This is a genomic window from Caballeronia arationis, from assembly GCF_001544975.2.
Classification (GTDB): Bacteria; Pseudomonadota; Gammaproteobacteria; order Burkholderiales; family Burkholderiaceae; genus Caballeronia; species Caballeronia arationis.
This window is the reverse complement of sequence record NZ_FCOG02000129.1, coordinates 1-15784: the sequence shown is the minus strand read 5'-3', so window position 1 is coordinate 15784 and position 15784 is coordinate 1. Positions and strand designations below refer to the sequence as shown.

Here is a 15784-nt window from a genome sequence, read left to right as displayed (position 1 = left end):
CAAAGAAAGCAGCTTTTTCAGGCAGCAGTCTTAGGACGGCAACGCACTGGCAATACCGATTGGCCCAGCGCCTAAGTGTCGCCCTTAAAGAACTTCAGGGGCTTGGTGCGCGGCACGCACTGTGAAATCGCACAGTGAACAGATTGGCACAGCAGTCATTCATCCGTTTTCGCTTCGCTGGACGAAAGGTGCATTAGTCGTGCGGTTTAGGGTCGCGGTCGAGGTTGCAATCCGGTGGTTTTCGGACGCCCTTCGTCCGAGCGAAGCGCGGACGGACCGGAACGAAGTGCTTACCACTTTGTTGGAGTTCGAGGGGTGTCAGTGCGTGCGCGCGCCAAGCCGGGTTGGTCTTTTGAGGGCGACACTTAGGGGCTGGGCCACTCAGTGATACTTGAACATTGCGCGACTGATACCGATGCTTGAAAAGCTGCTTTCTTTGCTTACTTTCTTTGCAGCAGCAAAGAAAGTAAGTCCCGCCCCGGACAGGGGCAGTGCCAATAGACCGCCAAGAAAGCAAGTTCCCCAAAAAGCGAAGCGCACAAAAACCGAACGGTGTAGGCAGCGCCTGGTACTCGCACTCCTGCTGTGCGCATGCGCGGCCCGCGCCGCGCCCCCTCTCGCGGTGACGCAGTTCGCTCCAGGCCTCTACGTGCATCGCGGACACGACGATATCGCGACACGCGAAAACAAGGGCGATATCGCAAACATCGGTTTTATCGTCGGCAAGCGCTGCGTCGCGGTGATCGACACCGGCGGCACCGCCGAGGAAGGGCGCGAACTGCGCGCCGCGATCCGCGCCGTGACGCCGCTACCCGTGTGCTACGTCATCAACACGCACATGCATCCGGATCACATCTTCGGCAACGTCGCGTTCCGGGACGACCGCCCGCAATTCGTCGGCAGCGCCACGCTCGGCGAGGCCGAGGCATCGCATGCAGAGAGCTACCTGCGCGTGCTGCGACGCGAACTCGGCACGCTCGCGGACGGCAGCGAAATCGTCACGCCGACGCTCGTCGTCGAGTCGACGAAGACGCTCGATCTCGGCGATCGCAAGCTCGTGCTGCGCGCGTGGAAAACAGCCCATACGAACAACGACCTGACGGTATACGATGAGAAGAGCGGCACGCTCTGGCTCGCGGATCTGCTCTTCGTGAAGTGCATCCCCGTGATCGACGGCAGCGTGACGGGCTGGCTCGCGGACATCGCGCTGATTCGCCAGGTGAATCCGCGTCGCGTGGTGCCGGGGCACGGTCCCATCGATACGCCATGGCCCGCCGCGCTCGATGCCGAAGAAGCCTATCTCGCGAACCTGGCGCGGGATGTGCGTGCAGCGATCAGGCGGGGCGAGACGATGCAGCGGGCCATCGATACGGTCGGCGCGAACGAGCGCGACAAATGGCTCCTCTTCGACCTCTACCATCGCCGCAACGTGACGGCCGCGTATGCCGAACTCGAGTGGGAACAGTAGTGCCGCGCGACGCACACCGTCACGCAAGCAGAACGAACGGAGGGACATCATGGCCATCACAAGGCGCAGCACGCTGATCGCCTTATTCGCGACGCTCGCACTGAACGGCGCCTACGCCGCCCAGCCCGGCGACGACCCGGGCAAGGAAGCGCACTGGCTCGACTTCAAGGAAGGCATGTTCAAGGGCCGCGCAGTCGATGCGCACGGCGACGCCGTCATCAAGCTCGAAGCGCCGGCGCGCGCCGCCGACGCCGCCGTCGTGCCGATTTCGATCACCGCACAGTTCCCGCAGACGCCCGCGCATTTCATCAGGAGGATCTATCTCTTCATCGACGAGAATCCCGAGCCATATGCGGGCTTCTTCGAGTTCACGCCGGAATCGGGGCTCGCGAACATCGAAACGCGCGTGCGTGTCGAGGACTACACGTTCATGCGGGCCATCGCGGAGACCAACGACGGGCATCTGCACAGCGCGGTGCGCTTCGTGAAGGCATCGGGCGGATGTTCGGCGCCCGCAGGCAAGGACGACGCCGCCGCCGAGGCGAGCGCGGGCCAGGTCCGGATCATGGCCGAAGGCAAGACGGTCGCGGGTCAGCCGCAGCTCGCGCAGGTGATGGTGCGCCATCCGAACCGCACCGGCATGGCGATGAACCAGGTGACCCGCAATTATGCGAGCGCGTATTTCATCCGCAAGGTCGCGGTGACCTACGCTGGCAAGCCGGTGATGACTGCGAACGTCAATTTCTCGATCAGCGAGAACCCGAATTTCCGTTTCTACTTCGTGCCGCGCGGCAGCGGCGAACTGAAGGCACAGGCCGAGGACACCAAGAACAAGCAGTTCGAGGGCGCCGTCGCGGTCAACGCGCAAGGCGGCGTGCAGCAGACTTCGTCGAACGGGCTCTGATGCGCGCATTGCAGCGGCTCTTCCTCGCGACGATGCTGCTCGCCTGCGCGACGCTGGCACGCGCGGCCGCGGGCGACATACCCGTGCCGCAGCAAATCGCGCCGGGCGTCTACGCGATGTTCGGCGACGGCGACGCGGTCGCGCCGGTCAATCGCGGGATCGTCGCGAACAACGGATTCATCGTCGGCAAGAGCGGCGTCACGGTGGTCGATACGGGTTCGTCGTATCGCTACGGGCGCGCGATGATCGACGCGATCCGAGCGGTAACGCCGCTGCCCGTCGAACTCGTCATCATCACGCATCAGGCGCCCGAATTCGTGTTCGGGGCGTCGGCGTTCCGGGACCGGGACGTGCCGATTCTCGCGCATCGCCGCGCGGCGGAACTGATCCGCGAGCGCTGCGCGATCTGTCTGAAGAACCTGCAACGCACGCTCGGCGACGAGGAGATGAGCGGCTCGCGCGTGACCGTGCCCGATCGCACGGTGGACGGCAGCGCGCGGATCGAGAGCGGCGGCCGCGAGTTGCAGTTGCTGCATTTCGGCCCGGCAAGCACGCCCGGCGACCTCGCCGTGCTCGATACCGCGACGGGCGTCGTATTTGCGGGCGGACTCGTGAACGTCGGACGGATTCCCGAGCTTCGCAACGAACAGATTCCCGGCTGGCTCGCGGCGCTCGACAAGCTGCGCGCGATGGAGCCGCATGTCGTGGTGCCAGGCTTCGGGCCGCTCGTGAAGAAGGGCGACGGGATCAGGCAGACCGCGACGTATCTTCGCGAACTCGACGCCGCCGTCCGCCGCGCGTACGCCAGCGGCACCGGCCTGACCGACGCGATGCACACCGTGCAACTGAAGGATTTCCGCCACTACAAGCTGTATGCAATCGCGCAGCCGCAGAACGTGCAGCGGCTTTATCTGCAACTCGAAAAGCAGTGACCCGGCATTCCAACGTCCAACTCAGGTCCACAAAGGAGACACCCGATGGCCACACTCTTGGCGCTCTACAAGACCCCGACGAACCCGTCCGCGTTCGACGCGCACTACACGTCCACTCATGCGCCGCTCGCGAAGACATTGCCCGGACTCAAAAGTTATCGGCTGAGCAAGGGGCCCGTGAACGTCGCGGCGGGCGAGTCGCCGTATTACCTCGTCGCGATCCTGGAATTCGAATCGCTCGCGGCCATTCAGGCGGCACTCGGCTCGTCCGAAGGGAAGGCGACCGCCGGCGACCTCGCGAACTTCGCGCAGGCCGGTGTCGAGTTGCTGATGTTCGATACGCAGGAAGCCTGAGCGCGGATTCGACGTCACGGCGCGCGCGGCGCTCGCCAGGAGACACAGCATGGTCGCAAGGAAACGCAACCAGCAGCCGGCGCCCGACCCGGCGGGTGCGCCGGATGCGCCGGACATTCCCGGGCAGGTCGTGGTCGTGTTTCAGGGCGGCGGCGCGCTCGGCGCTTATCAGGCGGGCGTCTACCAGGCGCTTTCCGAAGCGCGAATCGAGCCGGAATGGGTGATCGGCACGTCTATCGGCGCCATCAATGGCGCGATCATCGCGGGCAACGAGCCGCAGAACCGCCTCGCGCGGCTCGCGGACTTCTGGGAGCGCGTCGCTTACCGGCATGCGAGCACGCACCTGGCTGCGCAGTGGATGCCCGACTTCGACGCGTGGCTGCGCAACGCGGGCATCGTGACGAAGGGCATTCCGGCGTTTTTCACGCCGCGCGTCGAACCGTGGTTCGGCGTTCACGCGCGCGTCGGACTGGAAAGGGCCGCGTTCTATTCGACCGAACCCTTGCGCGAGACGTTGAACTCCCTTGTCGATTTCCGTTTTCTCAACACGCGGAAAGTGCGGCTGACGGTCGGCACCGTAAACGTGTGCAGCGGACGCATGCGCTATTTCACGAACCGCGACGCGCCGCTCGACGTCGGCCACGTGATGGCGTCGGCCGCGTTTCCGCCCGGTTTCCCGCCAGTGCGGCTCGACGGCGAGCACTACTGGGACGGCGGCATCTATTCGAACACGCCGCTCGAAGCCGTGCTCGACGACCGCCCGCGCCATAGTTCCGTGATTTTCGCGGTGCAACTGTGGCCGGCAAGCGGGCCCGAGCCCGAATCGATCTGGCAGGCGATGAGCCGGCAGCGCGACATCCAGTATTCGAGCCGCGCCGAAAGCCATCTCGAACGGCAGCGGCAGATTCACCGGCTGCGGCATGTGATCCGCGAACTCGGCCAGCACATTCCCGACGATGTGCGCGCCGAACCCGCCGTGCAGGAGCTGCTCGGCTGGGGCTGCGGCACGACGATGCAGGTGATCGAACTCGACGCGCCGCGCTTCGAAGGCGACGACCTCAACAAGGACATCGATTTCTCGCCGGCCGGCATCGAGCGCCGCTGGGCCGCCGGCCGCGCGGACACGAAACGCGCGCTGGAACGCGCACCGTGGCGCGAGCAGCCGGATCCGCACGAAGGTATTTCGATCCACCGGATGGGGCCGGAAACGCCCTGAACCACGCCGTCCTTGCGTTTTGTATCGAGTGATATACAATCCGTTCTGTATCGTTTGATATAGAACTGGAGCAGGGCATGGCCCGACCCCGAAATTTCGATGAAGACACGGTGCTCGAAGCCGCCGGTGACGCTTTCTGGGCGAACGGCTACGAGAGCACGTCCACACGCGATCTGGTGCAGTGCACCGGCCTCTCGCAGCCGAGTCTCTACAACGCGTTCGGCGACAAGCGCGCGCTCTTTCTGCGCGCGCTCGAACACTATCTCGACCGCACCCTGCGCGAGCGCATCACGCGGCTGGAGACGAAGCTGTCTCCCGCGCACGCCATCGCGGCGTTCTTCGGCGAAATCGTCGAGCGTTCGATCGCGGATACGCAACAGCGCGGCTGCATGCTCGTCAACGCGGCGCTGGAAGCGACGCCGCAGGATCCGGAGTTTCGCCAAGCCATCGCCGAGGAGTTGAGCCTGCTCCGGGGGTTTTTCCTTCGATGCTTCGCGGCCGGCCAGCAAAGCGGCGAGATCCCGCCGAACCTCGCACCCGATGCGGCAGCGACGCATCTGCTCGCCGTTCTGCTGGGCGTGCGCGTGCTGGCACGCGTCAATCCCGAGCGCGCGCTCCTGACCGGAGCCGTGGCGCCGGCGCTCGCGATGCACGGGCTGCCCCCATTGCCGGAGCTTCCGCCCGAAGACGGCATTCCCTGACATTCGTTGCAGGTCCCGCAGTGCCCGCCGCCGATCCCCTGAAGGCGTGGGCCGACTCGTCCATTCGATCCGTGCGCAAGGCGCTCGCGGGTCAACCAGGAGCCCAGCATGTCCCAGGATTTATCGTCGTCCGCTTCGAACCGAGCGGCTGCTGCCCCGCTCGATGCCCGCGCGCTCTACGCGATGTTTTCCGGGCTGTGCGCGAGCCTCGTCGCGATCGGCCTCGCGCGCTTCGCGTACACGCCGCTCATTCCGCCGCTGATCGAGGCGCACTGGTTCACGTCGTCGCAGGCGGTCACGCTCGGCGCGGCAAACTTCGCCGGCTATCTCGCGGGCGCATTGCTCGGCCGGCCCATCGCATCGGCGTTGTCGAACCGTCACGCGCTGCGTCTCCTGATGCTCATGGCGACAGCCGCGTTCTTCGCATGCGCGTTCCCGCTCTCGGTTGCGTGGTTCTTCGTATGGCGTTTCGCGTCGGGGCTTGCGGGCGGCGCGATCATGGTGCTCGTCGCGACATCGATCCTGCCGCACATCGCACCGGCGCGCGGCTTCGCGAGCGGCATGATCTTTCTCGGGCTCGGACTGGGGATCGCGGCATCGGGCACGATCATCCCGGAACTGCTGCAATTCGGCCTGAAGGACACGTGGATCGGCCTCGGCGCGGTCTCGCTGGTTCTCACCGTCGCGAGCTGGTACGGCTGGCCCGCCGCGACGCCGCCGGTTGCCGCCGCACCCGCGCACGAGCACGGCGGGGCTGCGTCTTCTGTCGGTCGCGATGCCATGACGCTGCGCGTCCTCTACGGCCAGTACGCGGCGAACGCGCTCGGCCTCGTGCCGGCGATGATCCTGCTCGTCGACTACGTCGCCCGCGGCCTTGGACGCGGCGCCGAATTCGGCGCGCGCTACTGGGTGCTGTACGGCGTGGCGGCAATCTTCGGGCCGCTGATTACCGGCAATGTCGCTGATCGCATCGGATTCGGCGCGGCTTATCGCATCGGTCTCGCGCTGCAGGCGATCGCGGTGGCAATGCTCGCGCTGTCGGGCAGTCCGGCGGTGCTGGTCGTCGCGACGGTCATCCTCGGCATCTTCACGCCGGGGATCGTGCCGCTCGTGCTCGGGCGCATCCACGAACTCGTGCCGCACGATCACGTCGAGCAGCGCGCGGCGTGGAGCCGTGCGACGACGGCCTTCGCGCTCTTTCAGGCGCTCGGCGGCTACGGCTATTCGTTCCTCTTCGCGCATTCGGGCAATGCGCATTCGGGCAATTACGCGCTGATCTTCTGGTGCGGCGCCGCAGCGCTTGCGCTGGCGTTCGTGGCGGACGTGTTCACCGGCCGCCGGGCGCAGCGGACGATCGCGGCGGGCTGAACACCGCGCGCGGCGCTCAATGTTCGTCGCGCGCCTGGTCTTCCTGCTCCTCCTGCTCGGCGGCGTCGGGAATCGCGAGATCCGGCCGGCGATGATTGATCGCGATGAATACGGCCATCAGCGTGAGAAACGCGAGCACGAGGAGCGTCGCGTTCGCGAGGACGTGCGGATAGCCAAGCTCGCCGACATCGATGAATGGATACGGATAGAAATCCGACACGCTGCCGCGTAGCAAGGTCACGCACAGATAACCGAGCGGATAGACGAGCCAGGGCAGGCATTGCCGTGCGCTCAGGTGAAAGCGCGGCACGAAGAACACCCAGAAGAGCGCCGACAGCACCGGCACGAAGGTGTGCAGGCACTCGTTGACCAGCGCGCGATAACCCGACGGCGTCCACAGATAGCGCAGCAGCACGTTGTACGCGATGCCGACGAACACCATGTAGACGACGATTGCCGTCACGACGGTCGGCTGCCGGAAAAACCTCGCGACGGGCGAACGCGCGCGCGTCGCGATGCAGGTGAAGCAGACTGCGCTCAGGAACACGGTGAGGTTCGTGAGGTAGCTGCTCATGCGCTCGATGCCGTCGAAGACGGTGAAACCGCGTGATACCCAGCGGTCGATGGTGATGTCCGTCTGCGCGGCAAGCGCGATCCACGCGATGAGCGCGATCGCTGCCGCCATCGAAAGCGATGCGACACTCGGCGTGTGCAGCGGCAGTTCCGGCGCCTGGTCGCCGGCTTTGGGAGTCGAAATAGCCATGCTGCCGATTCTATCGGCGACGAACGGTCCGTGCAGGACGCGCGGCGATGGGAAGCGCTCGCCTAGCGCACGCTCACCCGATAACTCGTCCTCTGCCGATAGGACTCCCCGGGTCGCAGCACGACCTCCTGTGCTTCCCCGTCCATATTGACCTGATTCGGAAACGCCCCGGTCTCCAGACAAAGCCCCGCATGCTTGCGATAAACCCTGCCACCGCGCCCGCCGACGCCATCGAGAAAATTCCCCGTATAAAACTGCATGCCGCGCATGTTGGTGGCAACGGTCAGCTCACGACCGCTGGCGGGATCGTAGACAACGGCAGCGGTGCGCAACGCCTCGCCTTTCCCGCGCAAGACATAGCAATGATCGAACCCGCCCGCGCGCGCAAGCTGCACATCCGGCCAGTCGAGCCGCGCGCCGATCGGCGCACCCGCGCGAAAGTCGAACGCGTTGCCAGCGACGTCGGCCCGTGCTGCCGGAATCATGGTGTCGTCCACTTCGAAGAACGCATCCGCTTCAATGGCGATCACGTGTCCGCGCACATCCGGCGCGTCCCCCGACAGATTGAAGTAAGCATGATTCGTGAGATTGACGGGTGTCGGTGCATCCGAATGCGCTTCGTAGTCGATCGTGAGCGTGCCGTCGTCGTCGAGCGAAAAGCGCACCGCGACCTTCAGCGCGCCGGGAAATCCCGCGTCGCCCTCGGGCGATTCGTGCGTCATGACGAGCGCGCCATCCACTTCGCGCGCGCTCCACATCGCCCGATGAAAACCGGTCGCGCCGCCATGCAGATGATTGGGCCCGTCGTTGCGATCGAGCGAATACGTCACGCCGTCGAGCGTGAAGCGCGCACCGGCGATGCGGTTCGCCCAGCGCCCGATCGTGCCGCCCATGAACGCGCGCGCGGCGAGATAGTCGGCGGGGGTGTCGTGTCCGAGCAGCACATCGGCGATGCGGCCCGAGCGATCCGGCGCATGCCATGACACGAGCGTTGCGCCCAGGTCGCTGATCGCCACCCGCATGTCGTGCGCATTGCGCAGCGTGAAGAGCCGTGCTGCGTCGCCGCCGGGCACGAGCCCCCAGCGCTCGACACCGATGCGTGCGTGAGTGGTGCGGCCGGTGCTGTCGGTGTCGGCGAGATTCATGAGGAAGGTTCGGATGCGTGGCGTCAGCCGGGTTGCGGCGCCTGCAATTTCTGCAGACGCTCCTGAAACTCGCGCGGCGTGCAGTCGAGTTCGCGACGAAAAACGGCGTACATGTACTGTAGCGATGTGAAGCCGCAACGAATCGCCACTTCGGCGCTCGACATGTCGTGACGCGCGAGCAGTTGCTTCGCGACATCGAGCTTGTGATTGAGGATTTCCTGATGCACGGTGTAGCCGAGTTCGCGCCTGAAGTGATCTTCGAGCGACGAGCGCGACACGCCCACGTAATCCGCCACCTGTTCGGTCTTGATGCCCTGACATCCATATTGCCTGATGTAATGACGCGCGCGCATCACATGCGGGCTCGACACCGGCTGATGGCGCGTCGATTCGAGCACGTTGATGCCGACCGGCGGCACGAGAATGCGCCGGCCCGCGAAGCGCGCGCCGCCCAGCATCTGGTGCAGCAGGTGTGCGGCGGTGCGGCCCATTTCCTCGGTGCCCTGAATCACGGATGAAAGCGGAATGCGCGTCAGCGAACGCGTGAGCGGATCGTTGTCGATGCCGATGATCGCGACTTCTTCGGGCACCGCGATGCCGGAGATCAGGCACGCCTGCAACAGATGCCGCGCACGCGCATCGGTCACGGCGATCACGCCCACGGGCTTCGGCAGGCTCTGCAGCCATGATGTGAGCTGCGCGCTCGCCTGGTTCCAGACCGGCGCGCTCGTCGGCAGTCCGCGATGGATGTCGGCTTCGAGTCCGTCCGCATCGAGGAGCGACCGGAACGCGAGCTCGCGTTCCTGCGCCCAGCGGTTCTCGGGCGACTCCGGCAGGCTGTATAGCGCGAAGCGCTGCAAGCCCGCGCCGATCAGGTGCGTATACGCAAGCGAGACGAGCTTCGCATTGTCGGTGGCGATGTACGGCAGATTCGCCGGATAGCGCGATGCATCCTCATACGACGAACCCACCGCGACCACCGGCAGCGGGCAATCGGCGAGCGCATCGCAGACGGCGGGATCGTCGAAATCCGCGATGATGCCGTCGCCTTCGAAGCGCTCGATGCCGGTCAGGCGCGCGCGAAAGTCTTCTTCCAGAAAGAGATCCCATGCGACGCGCGTCGACAGCAGATAGTTGCCGATGCCGGTGATGATCTCGCGGTCGTACACCTTGTTCGCGTTGAAGAGGAGCGCGATGCGGTGGGTGCGTGGAGCGGCCTGATGTCTTGTCATCGACTGTGCATGAACGAAGCGATGCGCTTCGTCGTCTCCTTATCCGGCTTGCGCCTTGTTTTAAGCGTTCAGCTTATTCTAGGCCGCAGTGCGCGCGGCCCGCCAGCGCATTATCGCCGACAACAAGAATCGACATCGGCGCTGGCGGATTTCGCAATTGCCGCGATGCCGGGCAAGCTGGCAGCATGGCGTCACTTCATCGCCTTTCCGCTTCGTGCGGTGCGGCATACAACATCCATGGAGACGCACATGTCCTACTTCGAGCACCTGCCCGCGGTTCGCTTCGAGGGCCGCGAAACGACGAATCCATTTGCCTATCGCCAGTACGACCGCGACAAGCTCGTGCTCGGCAAGCGGATGGAAGAGCATCTGCGCCTTGCGGTCTGTTACTGGCATACGTTCGTCTGGCCGGGCGCCGACATGTTCGGCGCAGGCACGTTCAAACGTCCGTGGCAGCAGGCAGGCGATGCGCTCGAAATGGCGCACCTCAAGGCCGACGCAGCGTTCGACCTGTTCGGCAAGCTCGGCACCCCGTTCTACACCTTCCACGATACCGACGTCGCGCCCGAAGGCTACAGCATTCGCCACTATGTGAGCAACTTCCGGAAGATGAGCGATTACCTCGCGCGCAAGCAGGACGACACGGGCGTGAGGCTTCTCTGGGGCACGGCGAACCTCTTCTCGCATCCGCGCTATGCGGCGGGCGCGGCGACGAATCCGAATCCCGATGTGTTCGCGTTCGCAGCGACGCAGGTGTTGCAGGCGCTCGAAGCGACGCAACGTCTTTCCGGCGAGAACTACGTGCTGTGGGGCGGCCGCGAAGGCTACGAAACGCTGCTCAACACCGACCTGAAGCGCGAGCGCGAGCAGCTTGCGCGCTTCCTGTCGATGGTGGTCGAGCACAAGCACAAGATCGGCTTCAAGGGCGCACTGCTGATCGAGCCGAAGCCCCAGGAGCCGACCAAGCACCAGTACGACTACGACGTGGCGACCGTCCATGGCTTTCTGGCCCAGTTCGGCCTGCAAGACGAGATCCGCGTGAACATCGAGGCCAATCACGCGACGCTCGCCGGTCATTCCTTTCATCACGAGATCGCGACGGCAATCGCGCTCGGCGTGTTCGGCAGCATCGACGCCAATCGCGGCGATCCGCAAAACGGCTGGGACACGGATCAGTTTCCGAACAGCGTCGAGGAACTGACGCTCTCGTTGTACGAAATCCTGCGTCACGGCGGCTTCACGACGGGCGGCATGAACTTCGATGCCAAGGTGCGCCGCCAGAGCGTCGACGCCGAGGATCTGGTCCACGGCCACATCGGCGCAATCGACGTGATTGCGGTTGCGCTGGAACGTGCCGCCGCGCTCGTCGAGGACGATCAGCTAGCAAGGCTCAAGGAAGCGCGCTATGCGGGCTGGGACAGCGACTTCGGCCGCAAGGTGCTCGCAGGCGGCTATCCGCTCGACTCGCTCGCTGCCGATGCGCTCGCCCGCGAGATCGCGCCGAAGCACGTGAGCGGGCAGCAGGAGCGGCTCGAAAACATCGTCAACCGGGCGATCTATGGTTAGCTTTGCAACCAATCCGCGACACCACGCATAACGACGACCGCGAACCACGATTCGCGGCGCACCAGCAGGTTCTGCCGGCGTTCCATCTCTCTCGCATGTTGGGAACGAATCGGCCGCCAACCATATAGGAGTGAGACATGAAATCCACAATGCGCCGCAAGGTGCTGAGTTCGCTCGTCTGTACGACGATGTTCGCCAGCTTGTCGATGGTTTCGTCGCTGGCTCACGCAAGCAAGGACAAGCCCGAAATAGGCTTCTGCATCGACGACCTCCGCGTCGAGCGCTGGTCGCGCGACCGCGATTACTTCGTGGCCGCCGCCACAAAGCTTGGCGCGAAGGTGTCGGTGCAATCGGCCGATGCGAGCGAAGCGAGGCAGATCTCGCAGATCGAGAACCTGATCTCGCGCGGCGTCGATGTGATCGTGATCGTGCCGTTCAATTCCAAAACGCTCGGCAACGTGGTGGCCGAGGCGCACAAGGCGGGCATCAAGGTCGTCTCGTATGACCGCCTGATCCTCGGCGCGGATGTCGATGCCTACATCTCGTTCGACAATGAAAAGGTCGGCGAGATGCAGGCGCAGGGCGTGTTCGGCGCACAGCCGAAGGGCAACTACTTCCTGCTCGGCGGCGCGCCCACCGACAACAACGCCAAGATGCTGCGCGAAGGGCAGTTGAAGATCCTGAAGCCCGCGATCGATCGTGGCGACGTGAAGATCGTTGGCCAGCAGTGGGTGCCGGAGTGGAGCGCGGCAACGGCGCTGCGCATCACCGAGGACGCGCTCACCGCGAACAACAACAAGATCGACGCCATCGTCGCGTCCAACGACGGCACGGCCGGCGGCGCGATCCAGGCGCTCGCCGCGCAGAAGCTGGCGGGCAAGGTGCCGGTGTCGGGACAGGACGCGGACCTCGCCGCCGTCAAGCGCCTCGTCGCTGGCACGCAGACGATGACCGTCTACAAGCCGCTCAAGCTGATCGCGGGCGAGGCGGCGCAGCTTGCGGTCGATCTCGCGAAAGGTCAGGCGCCGAAGTACAACGCAAAGTACGACAACGGCAAGAAGCAGGTCGACACCGTGCTGCTGCAACCGACGCTCCTCACGAAGGACAACGTGGACGTCGTCATCAAGGACGGCTTCTATACGCAGGCTCAGCTGGCTGGCAACTAGGCGGCGAGCGCGGGCGCGCCGTCCGGTGCGCCCGCGCGTCTCTCAATCAGCCAGGAATCCGAGCATGGCACAAGCGCTTCTGGAGATGCACGGCATCGTCAAGTCGTTTGGCGGCGTGAAGGCGCTCGACGGCATCGATCTCGTCGTCGCGCCCGGCGAATGCGTGGGACTTTGCGGCGAGAACGGCGCGGGCAAATCGACGCTGATGAAGGTACTGTCGGGCGTCTATCCGCACGGCACCTGGGATGGCGACATCCTCTGGGAAGGCGAGCCGTTGCGCGCGATGAGCATCCGCGACACCGAGCGCGCGGGCATCGTCATCATCCATCAGGAACTGATGCTAGTGCCGCAGTTGTCCGTGGCGGAGAACATCTTTCTCGGCAACGAGATCACGCTGCCCGGCGGCCGCATGAACTACGCGGCGATGTACCGGCGCGCGGCGGAGTTGCTGCGCGAACTGAACATCGAAGGCATCAACGTCGCGCAACCGGTGATGAATTACGGCGGCGGCCATCAACAGCTGATCGAGATCGCGAAGGCGCTTAACAAGCGCGCAAAGCTCCTGATACTCGACGAGCCTTCTTCATCGCTGACCGCGGCCGAGACGCGCATCCTGCTCGATATCGTGCGCGATCTGAAACGGCGCGGCGTGGCATGCGTCTATATTTCGCACAAGCTCGACGAAGTCGAGGCCGTCTGCGACACGATCACCGTGATTCGCGATGGCAGGCATGTTGCCACGCAGCCAATGAAGGAACTGCGCACCGACCGCATCATCGCGATGATGGTCGGACGCGAGATTACGAACCTCTTTCCGCGCGAGCCGCACGAGATCGGCGAAGTGATCTTCGAGGCGCGCAACGTGACCTGTCTCGACGTGACGAACGCGAACCGCAAGCGCGTCGACAACGTGTCGTTCTCGTTGCGACGAGGCGAGATTCTCGGTGTGGCGGGGCTCGTCGGCGCCGGGCGCACGGAACTGATGCAGGCCATCTTCGGCGCGTATCCGGGCGTGAGCGAGGCCGAAGTGCGGATGAACGGCAAGCGCGTGAAGATCGCGGCGCCCTCGGATGCCATCGGCGCGGGTATCGCGATGGTGCCGGAGGACCGCAAGCGTCATGGCATCGTGCCGCAACTGGGCGTCGGGCAGAACATCACGCTCGCGGTGCTGGCGCGCTTTGCGAAGGGCGGTCGCATCGACGCCGCCGCCGAACTCGACACGATCCACACCGAGATGAAGCGCCTGTCCGTACGCGCGGCGCATCCGATGCTTTCGATCGCGAGCCTCTCGGGTGGCAATCAGCAGAAGGCGGTGCTCACGCGCATGCTGCTCACCGACCCGGCCGTGCTGATCCTCGACGAGCCTACGCGCGGTGTCGATGTCGGCGCCAAGTTCGAAATCTACAAGCTCATGTTTGCTCTGGCGAAGCGAGGCGTGTCGATCATCATGGTTTCGTCGGAACTGGCGGAAGTGCTGGGCGTGAGCGATCGCGTGCTGGTGATCGGCGAGGGCGAGCTGCGCGGCGACTTCGTCAACGATGGACTCACGCAGGAACATATCCTGTCGGCTGCGATCGGCGCCGGCGGCAATGAAGCGACAACCGAGCGACAACCTCAGCGAGTGCAGCATGACGCCTGATCTCACTACTTCAAGCAAGAGCGCAAAGAGCGGCGCATCCCGTTCGTCGGGCCAGCGCTTCAAGCAACTATTCACGCGCTACAAACTGCTCGCGCTCTTGCTGGCCGTCGCGGTCATCTGGATCTTCTTCTCGTTCCTGACCGAAGGCGCGTTCGTCACGCCGCGCAATTTGTCGAACCTGCTGCGGCAGATGTCGATCACCGGCATGCTCGCATGCGGCATGGTGTTCGTGATCATTGCGGGGGAGATCGATCTGTCGGTCGGCTCGCTGCTCGGCCTGCTCGGCGGCGTGGCCGCGATTCTCGATGTCACGTACCACTGGCCGCTCGGGCTCACGCTGCCGGCGGTCATGCTGCTCGGCATCGCGATCGGCTTCTTCAACGGCTGGTGGTCCACCTATCTGCGCGTGCCGTCGTTCATCGTCGGGCTGGGCGGCATGCTCGCCTATCGCGGCGTGCTGCTCGGCATTACGGGCGGCTCGACCATTGCGCCGGTATCGGACAACCTCGTCTTCATCGGGCAGGGTTATCTGCCGCGCGTCGCGGGAAATGCGCTCGCCGTCGTGCTGTTTCTGCTGCTCGCGGTGCTGACCGTGCGCCAGCGAACGAACCGCCAGCGCTATGGCCTGCCCGTCGTGCCGATGTGGCAGGACGGCGTGAAGATCGTCGCGGCGGGCGTGATCCTGCTCGCGTTCGTTGCGATGCTCAACCGCTACGGCGGCATTCCGGTGCCCGTGCTGCTGCTGCTGGCGCTCCTCGGCGTGTTCACGTACATCGCCACGCAGACCGTGTTCGGGCGCCGCATCTACGCGGTCGGATCGAACCTCGAAGCGACGCGCCTCTCCGGCGTCAACACCAATCGCGTGAAGCTCGCGATCTTCGCGCTGATGGGCCTGATGTGCGCGTTCGGCGGCCTGGTCAATACGGCGCGGCTCGCGGCGGGGTCGCCGTCGGCGGGATCGATGGGCGAACTCGATGCGATTGCTGCATGCTTCATCGGCGGCACTTCGATGCGCGGTGGCTCGGGCACGGTCTATGGCGCGCTGATCGGCGCGCTCGTGATGGCGAGTTTGGATAACGGCATGTCGATGCTCGATGTCGATTCGTATTGGCAGATGATCGTGAAGGGCGGCATTCTCGTGCTGGCAGTGTGGATCGATGTCGTGTCGGGGTCGAACCAGCGGTGAGGCGGGCGGGCTGCTCGTGGACGTGCGTGCTTGGGCTTCTCTATGGAACTTGCTTTCTTAGTGGTCCATTAGCTCTGCCCCTGTCCGGGGCGGGACTTACTTTCTTTGCTGCTGCAAAGAAAGTAAGCAAAGAAAGCAGCTTTT

14 protein-coding genes are annotated in these 15784 nt (G+C 64.7%); 11 read left to right on the top strand and 3 right to left on the bottom strand.

Going from position 1 to position 15784, the window contains the following annotated elements; genetic code table 11:
* The first annotated feature begins 622 nt into the window (after positions 1-622).
* The 7 genes from AWB81_RS34720 to AWB81_RS34690 all read left to right on the top strand — a co-directional run bounded on the left by AWB81_RS34720 (position 623) and on the right by AWB81_RS34690 (position 6943).
* Positions 623-1468, top strand: a complete 846-nt coding sequence (locus AWB81_RS34720; protein WP_235026067.1) for a quinoprotein relay system zinc metallohydrolase 2 — start codon at positions 623-625, stop codon at positions 1466-1468.
* Between the two features lie 49 nt (positions 1469-1517).
* On the top strand, positions 1518-2372 hold the full coding sequence (locus AWB81_RS34715; RefSeq protein ID WP_062642091.1) for a quinoprotein dehydrogenase-associated SoxYZ-like carrier: 855 nt from the start codon (positions 1518-1520) through the stop codon (positions 2370-2372).
* Positions 2372-3304 (top strand): MBL fold metallo-hydrolase, encoded by a 933-nt coding sequence (locus AWB81_RS34710; protein WP_062642089.1) that lies wholly within the window; start codon positions 2372-2374, stop codon positions 3302-3304. Before AWB81_RS34715 ends, AWB81_RS34710 begins: the two co-directional genes overlap by 1 nt.
* Positions 3305-3349: 45 nt before the next feature.
* A complete protein-coding gene (locus AWB81_RS34705) occupies positions 3350-3658 on the top strand; it encodes an EthD family reductase (protein ID WP_062642087.1) in 309 nt (102 codons plus the stop codon).
* Between the two features lie 49 nt (positions 3659-3707).
* Positions 3708-4874 (top strand): patatin-like phospholipase family protein, encoded by a 1167-nt coding sequence (locus AWB81_RS34700; RefSeq protein ID WP_062642084.1) that lies wholly within the window; start codon positions 3708-3710, stop codon positions 4872-4874.
* Positions 4875-4951: 77 nt separating this feature from the next.
* A complete protein-coding gene (locus AWB81_RS34695; protein WP_062642082.1) occupies positions 4952-5575 on the top strand; it encodes a TetR/AcrR family transcriptional regulator in 624 nt (207 codons plus the stop codon).
* Positions 5576-5683: 108 nt separating this feature from the next.
* Positions 5684-6943, top strand: coding sequence for a YbfB/YjiJ family MFS transporter (locus tag AWB81_RS34690; RefSeq protein ID WP_062642080.1), 1260 nt, complete (start codon positions 5684-5686; stop codon positions 6941-6943).
* A 16-nt stretch (positions 6944-6959) separates the two neighbouring features.
* Here the strand turns inward: AWB81_RS34690 and AWB81_RS34685 are convergent, their stop codons facing one another.
* The 3 genes from AWB81_RS34685 to AWB81_RS34675 form a co-directional block, all read right to left on the bottom strand.
* Entirely contained in the window at positions 6960-7706 is a 747-nt protein-coding gene (locus AWB81_RS34685; protein WP_062642079.1) for a Pr6Pr family membrane protein, read from the bottom strand.
* A gap of 62 nt (positions 7707-7768) precedes the next feature.
* On the bottom strand, positions 7769-8851 hold the full coding sequence (locus AWB81_RS34680) for an aldose epimerase family protein (RefSeq protein WP_062642077.1): 1083 nt from the start codon (positions 8849-8851) through the stop codon (positions 7769-7771).
* Positions 8852-8874: 23 nt separating this feature from the next.
* Positions 8875-10083 (bottom strand): XylR family transcriptional regulator, encoded by a 1209-nt coding sequence (locus AWB81_RS34675; protein WP_062642075.1) that lies wholly within the window; start codon positions 10081-10083, stop codon positions 8875-8877.
* A 249-nt stretch (positions 10084-10332) separates the two neighbouring features.
* On the opposite strand from AWB81_RS34675, the gene xylA reads away from it, so the two are divergent.
* The 4 genes from xylA to AWB81_RS34655 all read left to right on the top strand — a co-directional run bounded on the left by xylA (position 10333) and on the right by AWB81_RS34655 (position 15640).
* Positions 10333-11649, top strand: a complete 1317-nt coding sequence (gene xylA, locus AWB81_RS34670; RefSeq protein ID WP_062642095.1) for a xylose isomerase — start codon at positions 10333-10335, stop codon at positions 11647-11649.
* A gap of 137 nt (positions 11650-11786) precedes the next feature.
* Positions 11787-12815 carry a D-xylose ABC transporter substrate-binding protein gene (xylF, locus tag AWB81_RS34665; protein ID WP_062642073.1) on the top strand — a complete coding sequence of 343 codons (1029 nt, stop codon included), beginning with the start codon at positions 11787-11789 and terminating at the stop codon, positions 12813-12815.
* A 64-nt stretch (positions 12816-12879) separates the two neighbouring features.
* Positions 12880-14454 carry a D-xylose ABC transporter ATP-binding protein gene (xylG, locus tag AWB81_RS34660; RefSeq protein ID WP_062642071.1) on the top strand — a complete coding sequence of 525 codons (1575 nt, stop codon included), beginning with the start codon at positions 12880-12882 and terminating at the stop codon, positions 14452-14454.
* Complete coding sequence (locus AWB81_RS34655; RefSeq protein WP_062642093.1) at positions 14444-15640, top strand: sugar ABC transporter permease; 1197 nt, start codon at positions 14444-14446, stop codon at positions 15638-15640. Before xylG ends, AWB81_RS34655 begins: the two co-directional genes overlap by 11 nt.
* Positions 15641-15784 lie beyond the last annotated feature (144 nt).